The organism is Streptomyces sp. NPDC020996, from assembly GCF_040641355.1.
GTDB lineage: Bacteria > Actinomycetota > Actinomycetes > Streptomycetales > Streptomycetaceae > Streptomyces.
The window spans coordinates 126,785-150,447 of sequence record NZ_JBFADM010000001.1 but is presented as its reverse complement, the minus strand read 5'-3'; the positions used below and the strand labels follow the sequence as shown (position 1 = coordinate 150,447).

Genomic DNA, 23,663 nt, shown 5'->3' with positions numbered 1-23,663 from the left:
CACCGGCGGCCGAGTGTGCCGTGACGGTTATCAGGGCGTCCGCGCGCCGCTGGTCACAGGCCAGATCCGAGGGTGCGTTCACTTCCAGGGCGAAACCGAGCCCCAAGGGTGATCTGTCCCCCACCGGCGCCCCCGATCTGTCACCGCTCGATACAGTACGCATGGTGATCGCGCCCCGACGGAGCGTGTCACGAGCTTAGCTCTCCGGGCATCGCTGCGGAATGTGAATGCCCCGATCTGCCATGCTTTACCGGCCATCTCCATCTCAGCGCCGGACGGAGCCCGTTCGCCAGGTCCACCAGTGCGACGTACTCGCTCTCGGTGGGCGCGTGCGGGCCGAGAGCGCGGATCGCCTCGGACAGCTCCAGGCGGTCATGGGTGTGCAGGAAGTCCGCGTACTGGATCTCGGCGCGCAGCGCGGCGGCGGCCGCCTCGTTCACGTCCAGGCCGGGAAGGTCCGCCCTGGCGCGGGCCACGTCGTCCTCGGTGGGCGCCGGGTGGTCCGGACCGGTGAGGACCATGACGCGCAGGCGTACCGCCGCCACGCGCGCCTCGCGCTCGTATCGGAACTCCTTGGCCAACTGTTCGGCGACCTCGACCGCTTTCGCGCGCTCACCGGCCAGCAGCAGCATGCGGGCCAGGCCGAATCCGGCTGCCCCGAGCGCGGGGGTGGTGCCGAAGACCGTGTCGTAGTGCGATCGTGCGACGGCGCGGTCCCCGAGGAGTTCGGCGCACAGGCCGAGGGCGAGATGCGGCAACAGTTCACCGGGGAGTGCTCTGCGCACCGTGGCGAACGCGGCGGCGGCCCGCTTCGGGTGCCGGGCGGCCAGGGCGATCAGTCCGCAGTACCAGTCGGTCAGCCAGTGCCAGTCGGGCAGGTCCGCCGCCCGGAGGTGCGCCGCCGCCGTCGTGGCGTCCCTTCCGCGCAGGGCGAGCCGGCTCTCGGCCAGCGCGCTGCCGGCCGGGTCGGTGACGGCCGGGTCGTCGGGATCGGACAGGGGAGCGGGCAGGCCGGCCGCGATCTCGCCGGGTTCCGGTGTGCAGAACGGCGCGGGCATCTGAAGCAGGGCTTCCTCGTCCGGCCGCGCCTCGACCCAGTGGGCGAGGGGCCGGGCCGCGCCCAGCCCGCCGTGCAACGCCTCCGGCGCCGAGCCGAACAGCGCGGACACCCGGGCGACCTGACGTCCCGTCGGCGGCGCTGCCACGACCTGCCGGATGACTCCGCTGAGCTGCTCGGCGAACTGCCGCGCCGACCTGAACCGCCGCAACGGCTCGGAGTGCGTGGCCCGGGCCAGCAGCAGATGGAGCGAGTCGACGCCCGGTGCGGAGCGGTCCGTCCCGTGGGAGCGGCAGACCTCGCGCAGGGTCATGCCCAGTCCGAAGAGGTCGAAGCCGGGGGTGGGTTGCAGATGTTCCGGATCGGTCTCCGGTGGCGCGAACGCCCTCGTGTACGCCACGACCGGCCCGGTGTCCGTCGTCCGGTTGCGCACCGCGCCGAAGTCGATGAGCCGCACCCGGTCCAGCGCGCCGGCCGGGCTCTCCTCCCGGAAGCGGATGATGTTCAGCGGTTTGACGTCGCAGTGCAACAGGTCCCGGGCGTGCAGGTAGTCGAGTGCCTGGAGGATGCGGACACCGTGTGCGAGGAGGGTTTCGAGCCGGTCGCCGTCGCGGGCCGAGAGCGGCACACCCGGCACATATTCGAGGACGAGGTGTGGCCCTACCTCCTCGTAACCCAGGATGCGGACGATGCTGTCGTGCCGGAGCCCGACCAGGATGTCCCGCTCCTTCTTGGTTTTGGTGACCGACTTGTGCAGGGCCTTGAGGACGACTTCGGTCGCGAGGTTGCGGTCGTGGGCGAGGTAGGCGGCGCCGTACGCCCCCGAGCCGAGAACGCGTATGACGTCGTAGCGACCGGCGATGGTGAGGCCGCCCGGCTGGGTGAAGTCGAAACGGGTGCCGCAGTGCGGGCAGAAACCGGTGGTCAGGCCGGGCTCGCCGGCGTGGCCGCGGCCCACCGGCCGCCCGCAGGAGGGGGCGGGGCAGAAGCGGTGTGCCTCGGGGACCGGCTCCGGCGAACCCGTGGGCACGTCCGGGGCCAGGGCCTCCGGGGCCTGCACGGAGTCGACAAGGCCGAGGCCGTACCAGGGGTCCGGGCGCACCTGTGCCACACCGATGCCCGCACCGCCCCCCGCCGGCGGTTCCGGTTTCGGAGTGCGGTCCTCCGGCGCCACGCTGTCCTGGGGCAGTGGCTGTCGGTCGCACCTCTCGCAGAAGCCCTGTTCGTCGATCACGCCGCGCCCGCAGTCGGGGCGGTTGCACGTCTGAGGGCTCATCCCTGACTGTCACCCTTCTCCTCGATCCGCCGGTCGACCTCGTCGATGTAGCGCCTGACCAGCTCGCGGGCCGCCCTGAGGTCGACGGGCTCCCTGCGCAGAGCACGGGCGGCGGGGGCGTGCAGGTCGGCGAGCCGCCGGTCCTCGTCGCCGAAGTGCCGTGCCGCCCGGACGCGGTGCAGCTCCAGGGAGGTGGTGAGGTCGTCGTACACCGTGATCAGTCGGCGCACGTCGCGCTCGAACCGGGCCAGGGCGGCACGGGCCTCGCGGGCCTGGTCGTGGATCGCGGTGAGTTCCGGGTTGGGCTCCGTCCGCCGGGCCACGGCCAGCCGGACCCGCAGCCGGGGTGCGGCCAGGGGCGGCATCAGGGGTGCGGCCAGGAACCTTACGCCCCAGGCCTGGTGCAGGGCGGACGCGGCGGCCTCCTGCGCGGCGAGTTCCGCGACGGCCGTCCGGGCCTCGGCGGAGCTCACGTTGCGGGTGGCGTCTCCGTGGAGCGGCTCGGGGTCGAGACGGACGTCGTAGGCCAGGTCGGCCGGCGGGGTGCCCTCGAAGCCGAGGACGAGGCGGATCCCGCGCGACCGGGCGCGGGCGGCCATCCGCCCCAGCAGCTCCCGCACCAGGTCCTCCGGGTCCTGGGCCCGGTCGACGCCGCCCACCACCAGACAGGCGGGCGGTTTGCGGCGCAGCAGTTGCTGCCGCACCTCGGCGGGCGTCTCCCCGGAGAGCCCGAACCGGCCGGTGAGGTAGCGGCTGAGGTCGTCGGCCGACCTGCCGCGCGCGTCGTAAGCCGCGTCGATGGTGCCGAGCCCGAGGACGGTGTCCCCGGGGGCGCCGGTGAGCTCGGCGTCCGTGACGCCGGCTCGGGCCGCCGGATCGGCCGTACGCACCAGACGGACGAGCCAGGAGTCACCCACGGCGGTCGTGCCGCCGGTGCCGACGACGACGGTGCCGGACCAGCCGCCGTCGAGCAGCCGGGTGAGCTCCTGGGTCAGCGCGAGCCGCAGCGGGTCGGCCAGCACGTCCCGGGGCAACTCGCCGCGGGAGGGGCCGAGTTCATCAGTGCGGTCACCGCCGGTGAACTTCTCCAACCGGGGCAGGTGCGTCAGGATCGTCTCGGTCGGCAGCATCCAGGCCGCTTTCGCGTCGCCGCTCAGGTAGTCGGCCACCACGATGCCGATGACGCGGCCCTCGAACTCGCCGTCCGCCGCCACCGCCCCGGCGCCCGAGTATCCCGGCTCGATCCACGGGTCGCCCTGCTGCATCCGCTTCAGCAGGCCCCACTCGCCGTGCCGGTGGCCGGACCCCGCCAGCCGCGCCTCCACCCCCATGCCGAACGGCGAGCTCGCGGGAAAGCCGTACACCTTGACGGTGCCGCCGGAGAGGGGTGCCTTCCACAACGTGGTCCGGGTGCCGCAGTCGGCCGGCTCGTCCAGTTCGAGCAGCGCCACGTCACCGCGCTGCGTGTCGTGGTCGTGCACCCAGGTGCCCGGGGCCACGTGCGCGGTCCGGGTCCACTCCGGGCGGCACGCCACACTGCTGATCCGCACGTGGGAGGTGGTCCCGCCGGGAGCCGCTCCGGCGTACCGGATCACATGCGCGCAGGTGAGCACGTGCCGGTCGTCGAGCAGCACCCCGGCGCCATGGGGCGTGCCTTCCTCGTCGTCCACTCGCACACGCCACGGACGTTCACTGTGGTGATGCAGCGCCATACGCCCACGGTAGGGCAACGGGCTTTACTTTCAACCAAGTTGTCGGGAGGAGGCCGCTCCCCGTCACCTCCGTACGTCCAGTTCGGCCAGTGCCGCCGCCGCACCGCGCACGCTCACCCGCACGTACCGGACCGCGCTCCCGTCCGCCCGATGCCAGCGCCGTCCGTCCGCCGAGACCTCGACGGCCGACGACGCCGGCCGTTTCCGCCAGGTCAGCCGGATCGTGCCGACGCCCATGCCGCCTCCCAGGTCGACGATGAGGGCTGCGTGCTCGGCGGCGGGGGACCAGGCGGTGGCCGGGCTGCCGTCCACGGCCGCCTCCGGGTACAGCCCCGGCTCGGCCGAGGTGGCCGTCGCCGGCCGGCAGCGGGCCAGGTCGGGGGTGGGGGCGAGGTCGGGGCGGCGGGTCTTGAGGACGACCGTGCCGGAGAGCGTGTAGCGGCCCTGCGGTGTCTCCAGGGGGATCGGGTCCCCCGAGCGCAGCCGGACCGTGGTCGTCACGGGCCCGATCTCGATGTCGTACGACCGTCCGCGCCACCGCAGCCCCGACAGGCGCACGCCGTCCGCGAGCTGGGGCGGGAGTGTCGGGTCGAGGCGCACGGCGTCCGCGCGCAGCCGCAGACCGGTCAGGCCGTGGGTGAAAACCTGCAGGAAGCCGCCCTTGCCGGTGAGGAAGTCCTGGGCCGGGGAGCCCGCGAGCGGGTCGGCGGCGCCCGCCTTGTCGCCGCGCGCCTCCGAGAAGACCGCGAACGGGCCCCGGGCGAAGAGCTGGTAGGCGCGCCGCAGATAGGTGTACGCGGTGCAGCCAGGCTCGCCGATCGCGGCAGCGTCGATCGCGTGCACCGAGTCGGTCATGGCCGGGCCGTCCGGATCGGTGCGCGCGGCGTAGTAGTCGAGTGTGGCGGCCGCGGCCCCGTCGGGCATGGCTCTCCTGCGGATAGACGAGCAGCGCGGTGTCGGCCTGCTTGACGGGGGAGCCGTCGTAGCCGTCGTACCCTCGCGCGCCGCATCGTGGAGGAGGAGCAGCGGCGGCCGGGTTCGCCGGATTCGTGATCGCCGTTCCGCCCCGCACGCGTCCTGGGCGCTCGGCCCGTCGGCGACGCGCCGACCGGTGAGGGGTGCCGCTCCGCCGCGGCCAGCCCCTGGAGGCGGCCGCCCAGCCGCGCGGCGGCACATCGCGCTGCGCCGCCTAGCACCTGGAGCAGCGGCGGCAGCCCGCCGCGCTGGGCACCCGGGGGCCAGCCGGGGGCGAGCCGTGCGGGCTGTGAGGTGTGTCACATGTCGCGCAAGTCGCGGGAAGCTGACCAAGATCAAGCGCCCTGAAGCTCAAGTAACCCTCAGGACCAGGGAACTTGCTGGGGATCCGGGCGGGTGGGCAGGGCGGAGGCCCGGCATGATGGTCATGCAAAGGCAATCCGTGGCGGACTCGTGCCGTGCGGGGCCGAGAAGGAGGAACGCGCTTGTCACGCCAGGTACTTACGGTCAGCCCGGAGGGACCCGACGGCTTTCGGACGATCGGTGAGGCGCTGGCCAGGGCACGCAGCGGCGCCGTCGTCAGCGTGGCTCCCGGGACGTACGCGGAGAACCTGACCATCGCCACCCCGGTCACCATCGTGGCGGAGCAGGCCCGCGGCAGTGTCCGGATAGCGCCGCGCCGGGGCAGCGCGCTGGTGCTCAAGGCCGAGGCCGCCATGCTCACCGACCTGGTGTTCCAGGGCCGGGACGAGGAACTCCCCGTCATCGACGCGCCGCGCGGACAGGTCGCCATGCAGGGGTGCGAGGTCACCGGCTCCGCCTGGACGGCCCTGCTGGCCCGGGCCGGCGGCTCGCTCGCCCTGCGCGACTGCCGGGTCAGCAATCCCGGCGGCGCCGGGGTCGTGGTCACCGCCGTGGTGGAGAGTTCCGTCGAGTCCTGCACCATCGAGCACCTCGGCACCTCCGGCGTGGTCGTCGGTGAGAGCGGCCGGCTGACCCTGCGCGGCTGCACGGTCCGCGACGCCCGCGGCAACGGCGTCCTCGCCAACGGAGAGGCGCACGCCTCGGTCGAGGACTGCGACATCTCCTCGACCGACAAGCCCGCCGTCGCCCTGGAGGGACACAGCACCACGCGGGTGCTGCGGACCGTGGTGCACGACACCAGCACCGGGGTCCAGCTCGTCAGCCAGTCCCGGACGGAACTCGAGGACGTGCGGGTCACCGGCACCACCGGCGCCGGCATCGTGGTCAGCGGCGGCAGCGACCCGGTGGTCCGCCGCTGCCGTACGGCACGCACCAAGGGCCACGGGCTGCTGGTCACCGACCGGTCCCGGGGAACGTACGAGGACTGCTGGCTGGACGCGGCCCAGGCCCCCGCCCTCCGGGTGAACGGGCACTCCTCTCCCGTCCTGATCGGCCTGACCGTCAGGGACTGCGCGACCACCGCGGTGCTGCTGGAGGAGGAGTCGGCCGCCGAACTGGACCGGCTCGACGTCACCGACGCCCAGGGCGCCGGCGTCTCCATCCGCACCGGCGCCAACCCGCTGATCAGGCGGGCCCGCGTCAACGCGCCGCGCGGGCACGGGGTGGAGGTCCTGAAGGACGGCCGGGGCCGGCTGGAGGACTGCACGGTCGAGCGGGCCGGGCGCTGCGGTGTCCGGGCCGAGGACGACGGCAACGTCTACGTCGGGGGCGGAGCGGTCCTCGCGCCCGCCGCCGGCGGCGTGTCGGTCGGAGCCGACGGCATCATGACGGTGCGGGACCTGGAGATCAGCGGGGCCGAGGAGTCCGGGGTCACCGTCGACGGCGGCGGCGAGCTGACCGCGACCCGGCTCCGGGTGGCCGGCAGCGGCCGGCACGGCGTCCTGGTCGCCGACGGCGGCCGCGGCTCGTTCAACTCCTGTGAGATCAGCGGCAGTACGCAGGACGGTCTGTGCGTCGAGTCCACGGAACCGGTGTCCGTGGTCAACTGCACCGTCCGGGACAACGGCGGCGGCGGACTCGTACAGTCCAGGCCCGGTGAGCGGCTCGCCGTCGAGGGACTGACCAGCACCGGCAACGGCCGGCCGGACGCCTGGGGTGCCGACGGGACCGACGGCGGCCCGCACACCGCGGGGCAGGACGGCGAGGAGGCCCGGCTCACCCGGGCGGACGGACCCCTCGGCGCCCTCGACGCGCTGATCGGCCTGGACAACGTCAAGCAGCAGGTGCGCACGCTGGTCAACCTGACCCGGATGGCCCAGCGCCGCGCCAAACTCGGCATGTCCGCTCCGCCCATGGGCCGGCACCTCGTCTTCGCGGGTCCGCCCGGCACCGGCAAGACCACCGTGGCCCGGCTCTACGGGGCGGTCCTCGCCGAACTCGGCGCACTGCGTTCCGGACACCTCGTCGAGGTCTCCCGGGCCGACCTGGTGGCGCAGGTCATCGGCGGTACGGCCATCAAGACCACCGAGGCGTTCAACCGCGCCCTGGGCGGCGTCCTGTTCGTCGACGAGGCCTACACCCTGCTCTCCGACGGCCGCGGCTCCGGCGCCGACTTCGGCAGGGAGGCGGTCGACACCCTCCTGAAGCTCATGGAGGACCACCGCGACGACGTGGTGGTCGTGGCCGCCGGGTACTCCGCCGAGATGCAGGACTTCCTCGCCTCCAACCCGGGCCTGGCCTCGCGTTTCTCCCGGACCGTGGAGTTCGAGAACTACGCGGTGCCGGAACTGGTGGCGATCGTGGAGAGCATGTGCGCCGGGCACCAGTACGTGCTCGACGACGCCACCCGCAAGGCCCTCGCCGTGCACTTCGAACGCATGCCCAAGGACGCGGCCTTCGGCAACGGCCGTGCCGCCCGCCAGGTGTTCGAGGAGATGGTGGACCGCCAGGCCACCCGCCTCGCCACGCTCACCGACATGACCGACCAGGACCTCCAGCTGCTCCTCCCCGAGGACATCGGGGAGGAGGCCGCCCGCGCGGCCGCCGACGAGGCCGGCGGGGGCCCGGACGGCGACCCGCTGGCCCGCCTCGGCGACCTGGTGGGCCTGGCAGCCGTCAAGCGCGACGTCACCGACCTGGTCAACCTGCTGTCCGTCACCCGCCAGCGCGAGGCGGCGGGACTGCCCGCGCCCCGCATCAGCCACCACCTGGTCTTCACCGGGCCGCCGGGCACCGGCAAGACCACGGTGGCGCGGCTCTACGGCGAACTGCTCGTCTCGCTGGGCGTGCTGCCGCGCGGCCAGCTCGTCGAGGTGGCCCGCGCCGACCTCGTCGGCCGGTACGTCGGCCACACCGCGCAGCTGACCCGGGAGGCCTTCGAACGCGCCCTGGGCGGGGTGCTGTTCATCGACGAGGCCTACACGCTGACCCCCGGCGGGCCGGGTTCCGGGTCGGACTTCGGGCAGGAGGCGGTGGACACCCTGCTCAAGCTCATGGAGGACCACCGGGACCAGGCGGTGGTCATCGTCGCCGGCTACACGGAGGAGATGGAACGCTTCCTCTCCTCCAACCCGGGCCTGTCCTCGCGCTTCTCCCGGCGGGTGGAGTTCGCCGACTACTCCTCGGACGAACTGGTCACCATCGTGCGGCAGCACGCCGCCGCCTCCGGCTACGAGTGCGGGCCGGGCACGGGCCAGGTGCTGCGCGCGTACTTCGAGTCGCTCCCGCGTGACCGGTCCTTCGGCAACGCGCGGCTCGCCCGTCAGGTACTGGAGGGCATGATGACGCGTCAGGCCGGGCGGCTGAGCACGATGGCCGCCCCCGGGCTGGAGGATCTGCGGCTGCTGCTTCCCGAGGACGTGGCGCCGGGCAGGGCGGTGACCGGATGACCCGGACCGTGGGACGGCGCGGCGGCCCCGTGCCCCGGCCCGGAAAGGGCAGCGGTTTTGGCGGCGGTCCCGGCAGCGGTTCCGGCGGCATGCGCCGGCCGCGGCTCCGCAGGCCGCGGCTCCGTCGGGCGGTGCTGACCCTCGTCACCCTCCTCTCCGCGTCGGCGGTGGCGGCCGGGCCGACGACCGCGACCGCGGCTGCCCCCGTGTCCGCCGCCGCGTCCGGGGATCCCGTACGGCTGCCCGTGATGCCGTCCCGGCTTCCGGCCGGCGCCGACTGCACCGGCGGCTCCGCCACGGTCGCCGAGGCCGTGCCCTGGGAACAGGTGAACCTCCAGCTGTCCAGGACACGGCAGTTCGGCACCGGCGCCGGGGTGACGGTGGCCGTCGTCGACACCGGGGTCTCGGCCGAGGCGCCCGCCCTGGCGGGCCGGGTCACCGCGGTGGACGGGGCCGGTGACGACTGCGTGGGCCACGGCACCTTCGTGGCCGGGCTGATCGCCGCAGCCCCGGTGGACGGCGTCGGCTTCGCGGGGGCGGCCAGGCAGGCCCGCGTCGTGGCCGTGCGGGGCACCGACAAGCGGGGCGCGGCGACGGACGGTACGGTCGCGGACGGCATCCGGGCGGGGGTGGACGCCGGAGCCCGGGTGATCGTGGTGTCCCCGGCTCTCACCCGCGATTCCGCCGCCCTCCGGCGTGCCCTCGCCCACGCCGCCGCCCACGACGCCCTGGTCGTGGCCGCCGCGGCTCCGGACGCCTCCCGCGACGGCGCGTCCTCCGCCGCACCGCCCGCCGACTACTGGCCGGCGGCCTCGGACGGCGTACTGTCCGTCGTCGACGTCGACGTGCGGGGACAGCGGCCGCAGGGCGCGTTCACACCACGCCACGCCGACCTCGCCGCCCCGGGTGACGGCGTCCTCGGCATCGGTCCCCGGGGGCGGGGCCACTTCATCGGCTCCGGGCCCTCGCTCGCCGCCGGGTACGTCGCCGCGGCGGCGGCCCTGGTCCGGTCCGCGCATCCGGACCTGTCCGCCGCCGAGACGGCCCGCAGACTGGTCACGACGGCCTACCCGGCGGACGTGCCCCGCCTCGACCCGTACGGTGCGCTCACCTTCGTACCGGGCGCGTCCCCCGGCCCGGCGGCGCCGGCCGACCGCTCCGGGCCGGTGCGTCTCCAGACGGACGAGGCCGGTGCCCGGGCGACGCGACGCGCACTGTGGCCGGCCGGTGCCGCCGCCGGCCTGATCCTGGTGACCGTCTGGGCCGCCGTCATCATCCCGAAGGGCCGCGCCCGCCGCTGGCGCCCATCCGGGAACGACACCTCGACGGCGGGCTGACCACGCCGCAACGGCGCCGGGCGCGGCCGTACGGGCGGACCGACGCGCCCGGCGACGGCCGCCTCGGGCGCGCATCGAACAGTGGTGGCTTCATGGACTTGCGGCCTCGGCTGTGACGGGATTGGTGAGCGAGCCGAGGCGATCGATTGTCACGGTGACCGCGTCGCCCGCCCTGAGCGGTCCGGTTCCTGCGGGTGTGCCGGTCAGCACGACGTCTCCGGGTCGCAGCGTCATGGCTGCGGAGATGTGGGCGACGAGGTCCGCGATCGGCGTCAGCATGTCCGAGGTCCGGGCACCTTGCCGCAGCCTGCCGTTGACCAGGCATTCGATCCGCAGGTCGTGTGGGTCGACGCAGGATGCGGGGACGATCGGCCCGAGCGGGCAGAAGGTGTCGAAGGACTTGGCGTAGTCCGGCGATGCGTCGGAGTGCTGGATGTCCCGGGCGGTCACATCGTTGGCGCAGCAGTACCCCGCGATTCCTTCGAGCGCGCCGCGGGCGGTCACGCGGCGCATCGTCCGACCGATCACGACGGCGAGTTCCGCCTCGTGCTCGACCCGTGCGGATTCGGCGGGCAGCACGATGGCCCGGCCGTCGCCGATGACAGCGCTGGGCGCCTTGAGGAAGATCTGGGGCCTTCGGGGTGCCGGGCGTCCGACCTGGGCCGCATGGCCGGCATAGTTCAGGCCGACCCCGATGATCTTCCCCGGACGGAGGTCCGGCGCGACGCGGGTATCCGTGGGAATCACCAGGCCCCGGTGACGGGACCGCGGTCGTCCGTCGGGCTGCTCCGGGCGATCCTCGCCACGATGCGGTCGAGCACGGGCAGGGCATGGGCCAGGAGGCGCTGCTCGTCGTCGGTCAGGCCGTCGGCGATGGTCCGGGCGAGCAGGCTGACGCGGTCGGAGCGGTCGGCTTCGATCGCGCTCGTCCCCTCCGGGGTCAACGTGAGGATCCTCTTGCGTGCGTCGGCCGGGTCGGGGCCGACGGCCAGGAAACCGGCCTCGGTGAGCTCCTTCACGGTGGCGGCCATCGTCTGGTGGCGCACTCCTCGGCTGGCCGCGAGGTCGGCCGTGGTCATCGGTCCTTGCCGGTCGAGCAGGTCCAGGACCGTCGCCGGGATCGAGGCGAGGCGGTCGGAGGACCGCGTGGCGCGGACGAGGGCGCCGACCGTGGTTCTCAAGGCGTCCGCGAGGCGGTCGGGCGAGGGCACGGGCTCTTCGGGCTGCTTGGGCCCTTCGGGCTCTTCGGGCTGCTTGGGCTGCTTGGGCTGCTTGGACATGCGGTCATGCTACCGGGAATGCAGGAGAGACTGTACAGTCCAGGCTGTATATGTGGCAGAAGGGAAGTTCTGATGAAGCTGACCAAGCACGCGCATGCCTGCGTGACCGTGGCCAAGGAGAGCGCGCAGATCGTCATCGATCCGGGCACTTTCACCCCCGACGCCGCGCAGGCGGTGGCGGCCGCCGATGCCGTGTTGATCACCCACGAGCACTTCGACCACTTCGACGAGGAGCTGATCGCAAGGTCGCTGGAGACCAGGCCCGAGCTGCGGGTCTACGGACCGGCGTCGGTGGTCGAACGGTGGTCGGCCCGCCGCGGCCAAGTCACAGTCGTAGCCGCGGGGGACGACGTCGCAGTCGCTGGTTTCGACGTCTCGGTCTTCGGTGACCTGCACGCCTCCATCCACCGCGACATCCCGCGCGTGGCCAACGTCGGCTACCTCGTCGACGGCCGCCTCTACCACCCCGGAGACGCCTACCACGTCCCGGACGCCCCCGTCGACACCCTGCTGCTGCCCACGAGCGGGCCCTGGACAAAGCTCGGCGAGGCGGCCGACTACGTCAGAGAGGTCGCGCCCAACAACCTGATCCAGATCCATGAGGTCATGCTCGGCCCGATCGGACAGCAGTCGACCGCCCGTTTCCTGAGCCCGGAGATGCTCACCGAAGTACCCCTCGCGATCGTGCCGATCGGAGAGACCGTCGCGGTATGAGCCTTGGTGTGTTCAGGCGGGGCGGCCGCGGCCGGAGGGCGGCCGCCGCCCCGCACCTGCCGTCGGCACGGGATTGCCCCCTGAGCGACGGGACCATGGGAGACGTGCTGTTCACTCGGCGCTTGCGATCAGGTCGGCGAGGGCCCTGCTGCCTGGCCGGCCTTGCCGGCGAGGCGACGGAGCACCAGGGCGCGCCGTGTCCGGCACGGCGCGTGGTGTCGCCGCCCGGCCGCGGCGCGGCCCGCACGGGTGTGGCGCGGCCCGCACGGGTGTGGTCCCCCGGTCGATCCGGGCGGTGGCGACGACAGGCGGCCGACGACAGGCGGCCGGCGGACTGACGGCCGCCAGCGGCGGACTGGCGGCCGACGGGCGGCCGACGGGCGGCGGACTGGCGGCCGGCGGGCGGCGGACCGGGGCTCGGCGAGCGGCGGCCCGCAGGCCGCCGCCAGGCTAGGGGCGGCCGCGCAGCCGCGCGGTCGCCCCTAGCCGACCCGGAGTCAGGTCCCGGCCGGGGCCTCGCCGGACGGTTCGTCCAGTAGTGCGGTCTGGATGAGGACGCCCTTGCGGCGGGCGATGTACTGGGCCCGGCCGGGCGGCAGGTTGCGTGGCTTGACGGTGCCGAACAGGTAGCCCTCGGACGGCGGGCAGGACAGCAGCACTCCCGGTGTGTTGACCTCGTCCAGGCGCCTGAGCAGCGGGTCGTTCAGGCCCCGGCCCGCGCCGGTCGCGGACCGCATCACCACCATGTGCAGCCCCACCTCGTGCCCCAGGGTCAGATGGTCGGACAGCGGGTCGAAGGGGTGGCCCACGGAGAAGCCGCCGCCGACCATGTCGTAGTCGTCGACGAGCACGAACAGCCGGGGCCCCGTCCACCAGTCCGCGAGGCGCATCCGGCCCGGGCTGATGTCCGGTCCGGGCAGCCGGGTCGCGATGGCCCGGGCCGAGCCGTCCACCAGTTCCCGCAGGGCGTCCATCGACACCGCGTGCCCGAGGCGGTACTCCTCCGGCACCGCCTCGACCAGCGTGCGGCGGTAGTCCACCACCAGGATGCGGGCCTCGCTCGGGCTGTAGCGGGCGGTGACCGCCGAGGCGACCAGCCGCAGCAGGTTGGTCTTCCCGCTCTCCGTGTCGCCGATGCCGATCAGGTGCGGCGTACGGCTGAAGTCGTGCCACACCGGCGACAGGGTCTCCTCGTCGAGGCCCAGCGGGACGCGCAGTCCGTCGCCCAGCTCCGGCTCCGGCAGCTCGGAGACGGACAGCCGGTGCGGCAGCGTCCGCACGGGCGGCGCGGCCGGGCCCGGCCAGCACCCGGCGACCCGCTCCACCAGATCGGCCACCCCCTCGGTGAGGTCGTCGGCGCTCTCCCGGCCGTCGATGCGCGGCAGCGCCGCCAGGAAGTGCAGCTTGCCGTCCGTCGTCAGGCCGCGTCCCGGGCTGCGCGGCACGGTCCCGGCCTTGCGGATGTCCACCACCGAGTCCATGGCGTCGCCCAGCCGCAGCTCCAGCCGGGTCGCCGCCTGGTCGCGCACCTGGGGGGACAGTTCCAGCCAGCGCGCCGTGGCGACGGCCAGGTGGATGCCGAAGTTCAGGCCGCGCGCGGCGATCTGGTTGAGGGTGGGGAGCAGCGCGTCGAAGTCCTGGCGCAGCGTGCCCCAGCCGTCCACCACCAGGAAGACGTCGCCGTGCGGCTCGTCCGCGAACTCGCCGGCCGCGCGACGCCTGCGGTAGGTCGCCATCGAGTCGATGCTGTGGTCGAGGAAGAACTGCTCACGCTGGTTGAGCAGCGTGTTCACCTCGGCCACCGTACGGCCCACCCGCTCGGTGTCGAGCCGGTTCGCCACGCCGCCGACGTGCGGCAGCCCGGCCAGCCCGGCCAGCGTTCCGCCGCCCAGGTCCAGGCAGTAGAACTGCACCTCGCGGGGGGTGTGGGTGAGCGCGAGGGCGGCGATCAGGGTGCGCAGCACCGTCGACTTGCCGCTCTGCGAACCGCCCGCCACCGCGATGTGCCCGCCGCTCCCGGACAGGTCCACCACCAGCGGGTCACGCCGCTGTTCGAACGGCTTGTCCACCACACCCACCGGCACCCGCAGCCGGCCGAGTCCCGGCCAGTCGGCGCAGACCAGTCCGCGTTCGGGGTCCTCCGACAGGCCGGGCAGCAGTCCGTCGAGGGTGGGCGGCAGGTCCAGCGGCGGCAGCCACACCCGAAGCGCCGGCGGTCCGGCGTCCCGCAGCCGCTCCACGGCCACCGACAGCAGGGAGGGCGCGTTCTCGTCCTCCTCCGCCGCCTCGGGCTCCGGCTCGGGCAGCGCGGCCGGTGAGCGCGGCACCACGTAGTCCGCGGTCCACGGCACCACCTGGCTGGCGACCCGGGCCCGGACCACCGCGCCCCCGCGCGACCGGTACGCCCCCGACACGTACGCCGCCCGGAACCGGGTCAGCGCCTCCACGCCGCTCTTCAGGAACCCGGCGCCCGGCTGCGACGGCAGCTGGTAGGCGTCCGGGACACCCAGCACGCCACGGCTCTCCATGGCCGAGAAGGTGCGCAGGCCGATGCGGTACGACAGATGGCTCTCCAGCTGGTGCATGCGTCCCTCGTCCAGGCGCTGCGAGGCCAGCAGCAGGTGCACCCCGAGGGACCGGCCCAGCCGGCCGATCATCACGAACAGGTCCATGAAGTCCCGGTGGGCGGCGAGCAGTTCGCTGAACTCGTCGACCACGATGAACAGGCTCGGCAGCGGCGCCAGCGGCGTTCCCGAGGCGCGGGCCTTCTCGTAGTCCAGTGCGGAGGTGTAGTTGCCGGCCGCCCGCAGCAGCTCCTGACGTCGTATCAGCTCGCCGTGGACGGCGTCCCGCATCCGCTCCACCAGGGCCGCCTCGTCCGCCAGGTTGGTGATCACCGCCGAGGTGTGCGGCAGCTCCTCCAGGCCGAGGAAGGTGGCCCCGCCCTTGAAGTCCACCAGGACGAAGTTCAGCGTCTCGGAGGAGTTCGTCAGCGCGAGCGCCACCACCAGGGTGCGCAGCAGCTCGCTCTTGCCCGAGCCGGTCGCGCCGATCAGCATGCCGTGCGGGCCCATGCCGCCCTGCGCCGCCTCCTTGATGTCCAGTTCGACCGGGGCCCCGTCGGCGCCCACCGCGACCGGGACGCGCAGCCGGGCCGAGCCCGTGCTGCGCCGCCACAACGCCGCCGGATCGTGGCGCCGCAGGTCGGAGATGCCGAGCAGGGCGGTCAGCTCCGTGTCCGTGGACAGCGGCTCGGCGCTCTCGGCGGTCAGGCCCATCCGGTACGGCGCGAGCATCCCGGCCAGCGCCCGGGCGCCGGCCGGGCCGACCGCGTCGGGGCGGCCCAGCAGCGTCGACTGCTCCTTGCGGCTGCGGTCGGTGCGCACCAGCCGCATCCCGTCCGGCCGCACGTCCAGCCGCAGCGTGGTACGTCCCGGCCGCCACCGCAGCGCCTCCGACAGGTCGAGCACGACGACGTTGCGCAGGCCGGCGCCGTCGAGCCGGTGCCCGGCGGGCACCCGGCCGCCGTCCACCACGAGCACGGTGAACGGCTCGTCACGGCCGGGAACCGCCTCCGGGTCGAAGGCGGGCCGCTCGGTGAACTCCACGCCGAGCAGGTCCTCCAGGCCGCCCAGGTCACCGGCCACCATGCGCGTGGGCCCGGCGCCGTCCTGCTCGTACGGGTGCAGGTTGTGCGGCAGCCACTTGACCCAGTCCCACTCCGCGCGCCGCTCGTCGCTGACGCACAGCGCGATCCACAGGTCCTCCGGGGCGTGGAACACCGCCAGCTGGCACAGCGCGGCCCGCACCAGGCCGCGTACCGCCGCCTCGTCGCCGCGCAGCAGCACCCGGGCCCAGGACCGCAGGTACAGCGCGATGGGCTGCTCGGGCACCGTGCTGTAGGCCCGCATGAACCGGCGCAGCGCGTGCGCGCACATCGGGTCGAGGTCCTCCACCGGCTTGGCGGACACCGGGGCCAGCCGCATCGCCAGCTGCTGGTCCCCGACGGCCACCCGCACCTCGGCGAAGTCCTCGTCCCGGGTGCGCCGTTCCCACAGCCGCGTGGTCCGCACCATGGAACGCAGGGTCCTGGGCTCGGGATGACGCCAGGCGAGTGCCAACTGCTGCTCCACGACCGCCCGGTGGACCTTGCGCCGGGTCTGCGACAGGTAGCGCAGGTAGTCCCGGCGCTCGCCGCGCAGCCGCTGTTTGCGCTCGCCGCTCCTGCGCATCACCTGGCCGACCACCATCAGGGCGGAGCCGAGGACCATGACGCCCAGCGCCACGTACGTCAGCGCGCCTCCGCTTCCGCCGGGCCGCAGGAACGCCAGCATCATGGAGGCGGACATCATGCCCATCGGCAGGTAGGTCCAGACCGCCGAATTGTCCGGAACCGTTTCCGGCAGGGTCGGCGGCTCCTGGAGGGCCAATTCACCCTCGGGCATTTCCGGCCCGCGCCTGCGGGCAGGGCGGCGGAATAGGACGACGCTCAAGAACGGGCTCCTAACCGTGGCGCGCTACTCATGGACCGGGCCAAGAGTGCGAAATCCCCGGGGCGTTCACGAATGCTTCGGGGTGTCAGTAGTCTGCATCCGTTCAACTGCCAATACCAAGTGCGTCGATGACATTCCTGGAAAGCGTGGCCCTCCAATGACTGACAGCCCGGTGGCGTCGCTGTGCCACCTCACCGTCCGTGCCCCGGCCAGGACCATCGACCTGGCCGTCCCCGCCGACGTTCCCGTCGCCGACCTGCTGCCCGCCGTACTGCGCTACTCCGGCGAGGAACTGGAGGAGAACGGCCTGGAACACGGAGGCTGGGTGCTGCAACGGCTGGGCGAGGCACCGCTGGACGACGAGGCCACCCTGGAGTCCCTCGACCTCAAGGACGGCGAGGTGCTCCACCTGCGTCCGCACGCCGACGCGCTGCCCGAGGTACGGCTGGACGACCTCGTCGACGGGATCGCCGAGGTCACGCGCGAACGGCTGCACGGCTGGGGCCCGGAGGCCGGCCGCCGGCTGTTCCGCGCGGCCGTCGCGGTCTGTGTGCTGACCGCGCTGGGGGTGCTGGCCTGGCCCGGCGGCCCGGTCGTCGCCCGTGCGGTCACTGCCGCTGTAGCCGGTCTGCTGCTGCTGGCCGGGGCGGCCTCGGCCGGCCGGGCGGTGGGGGACGCGGCGGCGGGCGCGACCCTCGGCCTGCTGGCGGTGCCCTCCCTGGCACTGGCCGGCTGGCTGCTGCCCGGCGGTGACCTCTCCGGCCCGCACGCGCACCACGTCCTCGGCGCGCGGCTGCTGGCCGCGGGCGCGACGGCCGCCGGCGCGGCGACGCTGGCGGTGGCCGCGACGGCCGTGTACACCCCGCTCTTCATGGCCACGGCCGTGGTGGCGGTCGCCTCCGCCTGCGCGGGGGCCCTGGTGAGCGTCGCCGATGTGCCGGTGGACGGCGCGGGCGCCGCGATGGCCGCCGTGGCCGTGCTCCTGGGGGCCTTCGTCCCCGCCCTGTCGTTCCGGCTCGCCGGCCTTCGGATGCCCCCGCTGCCCACCAGCCCCCAGCAGTTGCAGGAGGGCATCGACCCCTACGACGGCGGCGACGTCGCCACCCGGACCGAACTCGCCGGCGCCTGGATGACCGCCCTGTACGCGGCGACCGGCGCCGTCTGCGCCGGCTGCCTGGCCGCCCTCGCCCGGCAGCCCGGCCTTCCCGCGGGGCTGACCGCGGGCGTGCTGTCGCTGCTGCTGTTGCTGCACGGACGCGGCATGGTCAACGTGTGGCAGCGGCTGGCGCTGGTGGTCCCGGGCCTGTGGGGAGGGTTCCTGCTGGCCGTCGCCACCGCGGCGCGGCTCTCCCCGGCCGACCGCCCGGGGTTCGTGGCGGGGCTGCTGGCGCTGGCCGCGGTGCTGGCGGTCGCCTCCTGGACGGTGCCGGGCCGGCGGATGCTGCCGTACTGGGGCCGCGCGGCGGAGCTGCTGCAGTCGCTGCTGGCGATCGCCCTGCTGCCGCTGACGCTGTGGGTGCTCGGGGTCTTCGGCGACCTCCGGGCCCTGGGCGGCTGACCGCCGCGCACACGCCCGGCGGGCGGCCTCGCCGGACCGTCCCAGGGCGGCCGGGGCCCTGCCGCCGTACGGCGGGATCCCGCTGACGCTGCCGCTGCCGGTCACCACCGACGACGCCCGCGGGGCGGAGAACCCGCCGAGGACGGCCGAGGACCGGTTCGCCGCGCGACGGCCGCCGCGGACGGCGCGGCCCCCGCGGACGTCGCGGCCCCGCGGACGGCGCGACTCCCGCGGACGGCGCGGTCGCCGAGACCGTCGTACGCCCGGCCGTGCACGCGGCCGCCACCACCCGGTACGACGCCGAAGGCGGCGTCCGCTGCCTCGTCTCCCTCGCCCCCTCGTCCCCCTCGTCGAAGACGGCCGAACCGCACAGAGAACGGAAAGGGCACTCCATCCCATGCAGTCCAAGCGCGACCAGGTCCAGGCCCATGCCTTCGCCATCGGCAGGCTCACCTCCGGAATGCTGCTCGCCGATCCGGACGCCCCGGAGAGCCCGCTGGCCCGTACCACGCGGGGCGCGGCCGTCGGCGTCCTCGTCGCCGCGCTCGTCGGGGCCGGCGCGGTGGTGTACGGGCTGATCTCGCCCGGCGGCGACGACTCGTGGCGGGCCTCGGACACCCTGATCGTCAACCGCGACACCGGCGGCCGCTACCTGTACCTCGACGGCCGTCTCCGGCCGGTGCGGAACTACGCCTCCGCCCTGCTGATCGGCGCGGGCGACCTGAAGACCACCGACGTGCGCGGCGCCTCGCTGCGCGGCACGCCCGTCGGAACCCCGGTCGGCATACCGGGGGCCCCGGACTCCGTGCCGAGCGCGAAGGACCTGGACGGCGGCGCCTGGCACGTCTGCTCGGCCCCCCGGTCCGCCGGCTCCGGCTCCGGCTCCGGCTCCGCCACGGTGACCACCCTCGTCGCCGGCGCCCCCGTGCCGAGCCGGCCGATGGCCGACGACCAGGCGCTCCTGGTGAGCGGTCCGGACAAGACGGCCTACCTGGTCTGGCGGGGCAGCCGGCTCCGGCTGGACCGGGCCTCCGGCGCGGCCGTCTCCCTGGGCTACGGCTCCGTCACACCGCGCCCGGTGTCCGCCGCGTTCCTGGACGCGATGGTCCCCGGCCCCGACCTCGCCCCGCCCGCCGTGCCGGGCCGGGGCGAGGCCGGGCCGTCGCTGGGCGGCGCACGCGGCACGGTGGGACGGGTGTACGTGGTGCGGGTGCCCGGCTCGGAGGCCAAGTACTACCTGCTGCGGAAGGACGGCCTGACCCCGCTCACGGCCACCGGGGCGGCGCTGGTCCTCGGGGATCCGGCGACCCGGGAGAAGGCCTACGGCGGCCGCTCTCCGAAGGCCGAGCCGCTGGGCGCGGACGTGCTCCGGGACCACCTCGCCCCCGGCGTCCGGTCGTCCGGGTCCGCCGACGCCGCGGGGCTCCCGGACTCCCCGCCCCGGGTGGCCGGCGTGCCGGACGGTCTCACGGCCTGCGCCCAGGTGCAGGCCGTGGACGGGGTGGTGCGCGTCAGCACCGTCCTGGTGAGCCGGGACGGGCTGGCCCCCGCGGCCCAGTCGGCGCCGGGCGAGTCGGCGGCGGCGTGCCTGCCGGTGGACGCCGTGGTGGTCCGGCCGGGCCACGCGGCCCTGGTGCGCACGCTGGGCGCGGGCGGCACGGCGGTGGGCGGCACCACGTACTTGGTGGCCGAGGACGGCGTGAAGTACCGGGTGACCTCCAGTGACGCGCTGAAGGCGCTGGGGTACGCGGACGGGGACGCGGTCACGCTGCCCTCTCCGCTGCTGTCCATGCTGCCGTCGGGACCGGACCTGGACACCCGGGCCGCGGCGGCCGGCGAGCGGACCGGGACCACTCCTCCCGCCTGCGGGAAGGCGCCTGACGCCGGAGCCCGGTGAGCGGCCCGCGGCGGCACGCGCGCCGGGGACGGCACCGGGGTGTACAAACGTGCAGAGTCTGTAGGACCAATAGCTCAGATGTCCCTCAATTGAGAGCGTTCTCATGCCGGTTGGGCCCTACTCTCGTGCAGGTTCCTCCCCCCGGCGGTTCACTGAGCGCGGACGACGTCGTGGTCGACGGTGCGCCCAGGGGTCCGGCAACCACGCGACACCCGTGAGCACAACCCTCGGCGCAACCCCGAGCACAACCCCCCACCCCCCCGCACACTAAGGAAAGACCGAGTAATGGATCGGCCTCCCTTCCGTCCGGCAGCCGCCGTCTCCGCGCGGCAGTGCTTAGGTATTTCGACGCTCGAGGTGGCGCGGCAGATGAAATTGGTCGGCGCTCCCGTCGACACCGACACGGTCGCCGCCTGGGAGAGCGGAACTCACCGCCCCACCGAGGGCGAACTGTTCGCTCTGGCGGACGTGCTGTGGTGCCGGACCATCGAATTGATGGGAATAGCGCAGCCCCGCACCCTGGCGGAGCTGCGACTCGCCCGGCAATTCACCGTGGCGAGGCTGGCCCGGGACATCGGAATGCCGGTCCACGACTACGCGAGGGCCGAGGAAAAGAATGAGTGGCCGGGGAATTTCCTCCAGACCCTCGCCCTTCTGCACGCGCTGAACATCTCCTTCCGGCAGTTGGAGGAGGTGACAGTGCTGTGCGCCCCGATGGACCCGGCCCTGGACCCCGGCCCCGCCCGCCCCGGCCGCTGACCGGCCGTTGACCGGCCGTTGGGCCGCACGGTGGCCCGGCGGAACGCTCGGTGGAGCGCTCGGCTCGCGGCGCCGGAGACGGCCGTACCTCCCGGCGTCACCGCGGTGACGCCGGGAGGCCGACGTGGCACGCTCAGCCGGAACGCTGGTCGAGCAGTCGGACGAGCTTGCCGCTGCGCGGGTTGACGGCGAGCTGTTCCAGCGGAACGTGCTCGACCGTCAGCGGGTGGATCATTCCCGCTTCGACGTGCTCACCGAAGGCCGGGCGGAGTTCGCCGAAGCGGGCGACGACCCGGGCGGCGAACCGCTCGGGGTCCTGGATCTCGCCGGCGATCCGCAGGACCAGCTCGTCCTTGGAGTCGCGGCGCCGCTGCACCGCCTGCATACCCGAGATCAGCTGCTCGCCCGACACCTCGTCGACCACGGCCCGCAGATCCTCCAGGTAGACGGTCATCGGTCCGACCCTCGCGCCGGTTTCGGAGCGACCCAGCAGGCGGAAACGCCCGTCCTCGTGGTCCACCCACTCCGCCACGTCGCCCACGGGATAGCGGATGACCGGCATCAGACGCCGGACCAGATCGGTCGCCAGCACCAGTCCCGGCCGGCCCGGCTCACGGATCGGTTCACCGGTGTGCTCGTCGACGATCTCCACCAGTTTGTGCAGCCGGTGCACGCGGTGCACCCGCGTGTCCGGCTCGCCCTCGACCGGGGCGGCGAGGACACCGGCGTCCACGGACGCGTACCCCAGCGAGCGGATGTCCGCGCGGGGGAACGCCTTCGTGATCAACGGCCGCTGATCCTCGTGGAAGGCCTCACCGCTGAACAGGAAGAGGCGGACGGACGCCAGCGACTCTCCTCGGGCGACGAAGTGTGCCGCGACGCGGGCGAGGGTCGTCGGTGTGGCCAGCACGACGGTCGCCTGCTGTTCCGCCATCGTCTCCGCCACGACCTCGGGTGAGGGGCTGCCCGCGATCGGCAGGTGGACGGCGGGGACGGAGGCTTCCTGGAGGGCGAGCGTGTTGAACAGGAAACTGGCGTAGAGCTCGCCGGCGTAGAAGAGGTTGGCGACGCGGTCGCCGGGACGCAGGCCGGCCGCCGTGCATCCGTCCGCCCACAGCCGTGCCATGGCGTGCAGTTCGGCACGGGTGAAGACGGTGAGCTTGGGACGGCTGGTGGTCCCGCCCGTCCGGAACACGACGCCCTCCAGCTGGCGGCTGGTCAGCACCCGGTTGTTCTCGGTGGTGTTGGCCGCCCAGAAGCCGGAGTGGTCGATGACGGGGAGGTCCTCCAGGCGCAGGATCCCGTCCGTCTTCACCTGCGCGTAGAGGTCCCGGTAGTAAGGGGAGTTGCGGCGGGCGAACTCGACGAGTTCCCGGAGCTGTGACGCGGTCATGTCGGATTCCTTTGCCGGGGTGGTGCCGTGGGGACGATCGGGGGGTGTGCGGCCGGTCAGCCCGCGCTCCACTTCTGGTTGCTTCCGCCGTTGCAGTCCCACAGCTGGAGCCGGGTGCCGTTGCCGGTGCCGCGGTCCTTCACGTCGACGCACTTGTCCGCCTGCGGGTTGACCAGGTCGTGCGCGGCGTTGAGCCGGAACTGCTGGGCGGGGTTGCCGCTGCACCTGGCCAGTTGGATCACCGCGCCGTTGCCGGTCGAGCCCCAGGCGACGTCCATGCACAGGCCGAGGGCCCGGACCGTGCCGTCCGCCATGAACCGCCAGGTCTGCTGCGAGGCGCCGTTGCAGTCCCAGATCTGCAGCGGTGTGCCGTCGCCCCCGGAGCCCGTGACGTCGATGCAGCGGCCGGAGGCGTAACTCCGGATGGAGACGCCCGGGGGCGTCGCGGAACCGCCGCCGGACGACGTCTTGTCGCTCGTGCCGGACGAGGTCTTGTCCGAGGTGGTCTTGGTGGTGTCCGACTTCCCGGACGTGGATCCGCCGGCCTGGCCGCCCGTGGTGTGGCCGGTGGACTTCCCGGCGCTCGTGTGCTTGCCGCCGTCGCCGCTGCTGCCGCCCTGCGAGCCCTTTCCGCCGGTGGACGTGACCTTGTCGGCCTGGGTGTGCGTGTCCGGGAGCCCGGCGTCGTGCGCCCCGGAGTCCTTGCCGGACGGGCCGCGCGCCGCAGATCCGGCTCCGGCGGTCGGGGACGCCGACCCGATGGCACCGTAACCGTCCTCGCCGGGGCCGCCGAGGACGGTACCGGGGGTCGCTCCGGCCGCCTGGGCGCGGCTGCCGTCGTCATCGCCGCCCACCAGGAACGGTACGGCCAGCAGCAGCGCCCCCACCATGGCGGCTCCGGCCAGCAGGCTCTTGTGCGGCCGTCCCGCGGGGGCAGCGGGCGTCGGCTCGGGCATCCCCGCGGGGGCCGCCTCGGCCTCCTCCGGCTCCTCATCGCCGGCCGCGGCGGCGGTCCCCGCTTCCGCGGCGCCGGCCTCGGGAGCGGCGCCGGCACCGGCCGTCTCCGGCTCCTGCGCGGCCTCGCCCGCGGCCTCGCCGGTGGCCTCCGGGCGCCGGGCCGGACCGGACGCGCCGTGTGCCGCGGGCTCGGGACCGGGGAGGGCGGCGGTGGCCGGCTCCGGCAGTTCCGCCGGCTCCTCCGGGGTGGCCGGAGCGGCCGGGGCCGACGAGGGCGACGCGGCCCCGGCCGGCCCACCGGCCTCGGCGGTCCCGGCCGCGGCGGCGTCCGGTCCCTGCGCCGGGGTGCCGGGCCGGTCAGGGGTTCTCTGCGGTTCCTGGGGCTGCGAAGGGGTCATGTTTCCTTCTCGGGTAGGACAGGGACGGTGTGGAGGGTGTGGCGA

At 74.1% G+C, this 23,663-nt stretch carries 13 protein-coding genes and 1 pseudogene; 6 read left to right on the top strand and 8 right to left on the bottom strand.

Annotation, left to right across the window (positions count from 1 at the left end; all coding sequences use genetic code 11):
* Positions 1 to 188: 188 nt before the first annotated feature.
* The 3 genes and pseudogenes from AB0G63_RS00550 to AB0G63_RS00540 form a co-directional block, all read right to left on the bottom strand.
* Positions 189 to 2,333 carry a tetratricopeptide repeat protein gene (locus tag AB0G63_RS00550; RefSeq protein WP_360741917.1) on the bottom strand — a complete coding sequence of 715 codons (2,145 nt, stop codon included), beginning with the start codon at positions 2,331 to 2,333 and terminating at the stop codon, positions 189 to 191.
* Positions 2,330 to 4,045, bottom strand: coding sequence for a serine protease (locus AB0G63_RS00545; RefSeq protein WP_360741914.1), 1,716 nt, complete (start codon positions 4,043 to 4,045; stop codon positions 2,330 to 2,332). The genes AB0G63_RS00550 and AB0G63_RS00545 overlap by 4 nt, the downstream gene beginning before the upstream one ends.
* A gap of 63 nt (positions 4,046 to 4,108) precedes the next feature.
* Positions 4,109 to 5,039, bottom strand: a pseudogene (locus AB0G63_RS00540) (glycosyl hydrolase family 65 protein); the annotation flags it as partial.
* A 466-nt stretch (positions 5,040 to 5,505) separates the two neighbouring features.
* Between AB0G63_RS00540 and AB0G63_RS00535 the strand changes: the two are divergent.
* Both AB0G63_RS00535 and AB0G63_RS00530 read left to right on the top strand, forming a co-directional pair.
* Complete coding sequence (locus tag AB0G63_RS00535; protein WP_360741911.1) at positions 5,506 to 8,832, top strand: right-handed parallel beta-helix repeat-containing protein; 3,327 nt, start codon at positions 5,506 to 5,508, stop codon at positions 8,830 to 8,832.
* Positions 8,833 to 8,999: 167 nt separating this feature from the next.
* Positions 9,000 to 10,169 (top strand): S8 family serine peptidase, encoded by a 1,170-nt coding sequence (locus AB0G63_RS00530; RefSeq protein ID WP_360742355.1) that lies wholly within the window; start codon positions 9,000 to 9,002, stop codon positions 10,167 to 10,169.
* A gap of 90 nt (positions 10,170 to 10,259) precedes the next feature.
* On the opposite strand, the gene AB0G63_RS00525 is transcribed toward AB0G63_RS00530, so the two are convergent.
* Together AB0G63_RS00525 and AB0G63_RS00520 are read right to left on the bottom strand one after the other, a co-directional pair.
* On the bottom strand, positions 10,260 to 10,916 hold the full coding sequence (locus tag AB0G63_RS00525; RefSeq protein ID WP_360741908.1) for a fumarylacetoacetate hydrolase family protein: 657 nt from the start codon (positions 10,914 to 10,916) through the stop codon (positions 10,260 to 10,262).
* Positions 10,913 to 11,449 (bottom strand): MarR family transcriptional regulator, encoded by a 537-nt coding sequence (locus AB0G63_RS00520; protein WP_360741905.1) that lies wholly within the window; start codon positions 11,447 to 11,449, stop codon positions 10,913 to 10,915. Before AB0G63_RS00520 ends, AB0G63_RS00525 begins: the two co-directional genes overlap by 4 nt.
* 72 nt (positions 11,450 to 11,521) lie before the next feature.
* Here AB0G63_RS00520 and AB0G63_RS00515 point away from each other — a divergent pair, with 72 nt between their 5' ends.
* Positions 11,522 to 12,163 (top strand): MBL fold metallo-hydrolase, encoded by a 642-nt coding sequence (locus AB0G63_RS00515; protein WP_360741902.1) that lies wholly within the window; start codon positions 11,522 to 11,524, stop codon positions 12,161 to 12,163.
* A 497-nt stretch (positions 12,164 to 12,660) separates the two neighbouring features.
* On the opposite strand, the gene eccCa is transcribed toward AB0G63_RS00515, so the two are convergent.
* Positions 12,661 to 16,608: a type VII secretion protein EccCa gene (gene eccCa / locus AB0G63_RS00510; RefSeq protein WP_360741899.1), complete on the bottom strand. Its 3,948-nt coding sequence runs from the start codon at positions 16,606 to 16,608 to the stop codon at positions 12,661 to 12,663.
* A gap of 205 nt (positions 16,609 to 16,813) precedes the next feature.
* Here eccCa and eccD point away from each other — a divergent pair, with 205 nt between their 5' ends.
* The 3 genes from eccD (at position 16,814) to AB0G63_RS00495 (ending at position 20,870) form a co-directional block, all read left to right on the top strand.
* Positions 16,814 to 18,214, top strand: a complete 1,401-nt coding sequence (eccD, locus tag AB0G63_RS00505; RefSeq protein ID WP_360741896.1) for a type VII secretion integral membrane protein EccD — start codon at positions 16,814 to 16,816, stop codon at positions 18,212 to 18,214.
* 397 nt (positions 18,215 to 18,611) lie between these two features.
* On the top strand, positions 18,612 to 20,111 hold the full coding sequence (gene eccB / locus AB0G63_RS00500) for a type VII secretion protein EccB (protein ID WP_360741893.1): 1,500 nt from the start codon (positions 18,612 to 18,614) through the stop codon (positions 20,109 to 20,111).
* A 369-nt stretch (positions 20,112 to 20,480) separates the two neighbouring features.
* Positions 20,481 to 20,870 (top strand): helix-turn-helix transcriptional regulator, encoded by a 390-nt coding sequence (locus AB0G63_RS00495; protein ID WP_360741890.1) that lies wholly within the window; start codon positions 20,481 to 20,483, stop codon positions 20,868 to 20,870.
* Positions 20,871 to 21,003: 133 nt separating this feature from the next.
* On the opposite strand, the gene AB0G63_RS00490 is transcribed toward AB0G63_RS00495, so the two are convergent.
* The gene (locus AB0G63_RS00490) at positions 21,004 to 22,263 is read right to left on the bottom strand and encodes an AMP-binding protein (protein ID WP_360741888.1); all 1,260 of its coding nucleotides are present in this window, start codon (positions 22,261 to 22,263) and stop codon (positions 21,004 to 21,006) included.
* Between the two features lie 56 nt (positions 22,264 to 22,319).
* Positions 22,320 to 23,618 (bottom strand): RICIN domain-containing protein, encoded by a 1,299-nt coding sequence (locus tag AB0G63_RS00485; RefSeq protein WP_360741885.1) that lies wholly within the window; start codon positions 23,616 to 23,618, stop codon positions 22,320 to 22,322.
* Positions 23,619 to 23,663 lie beyond the last annotated feature (45 nt).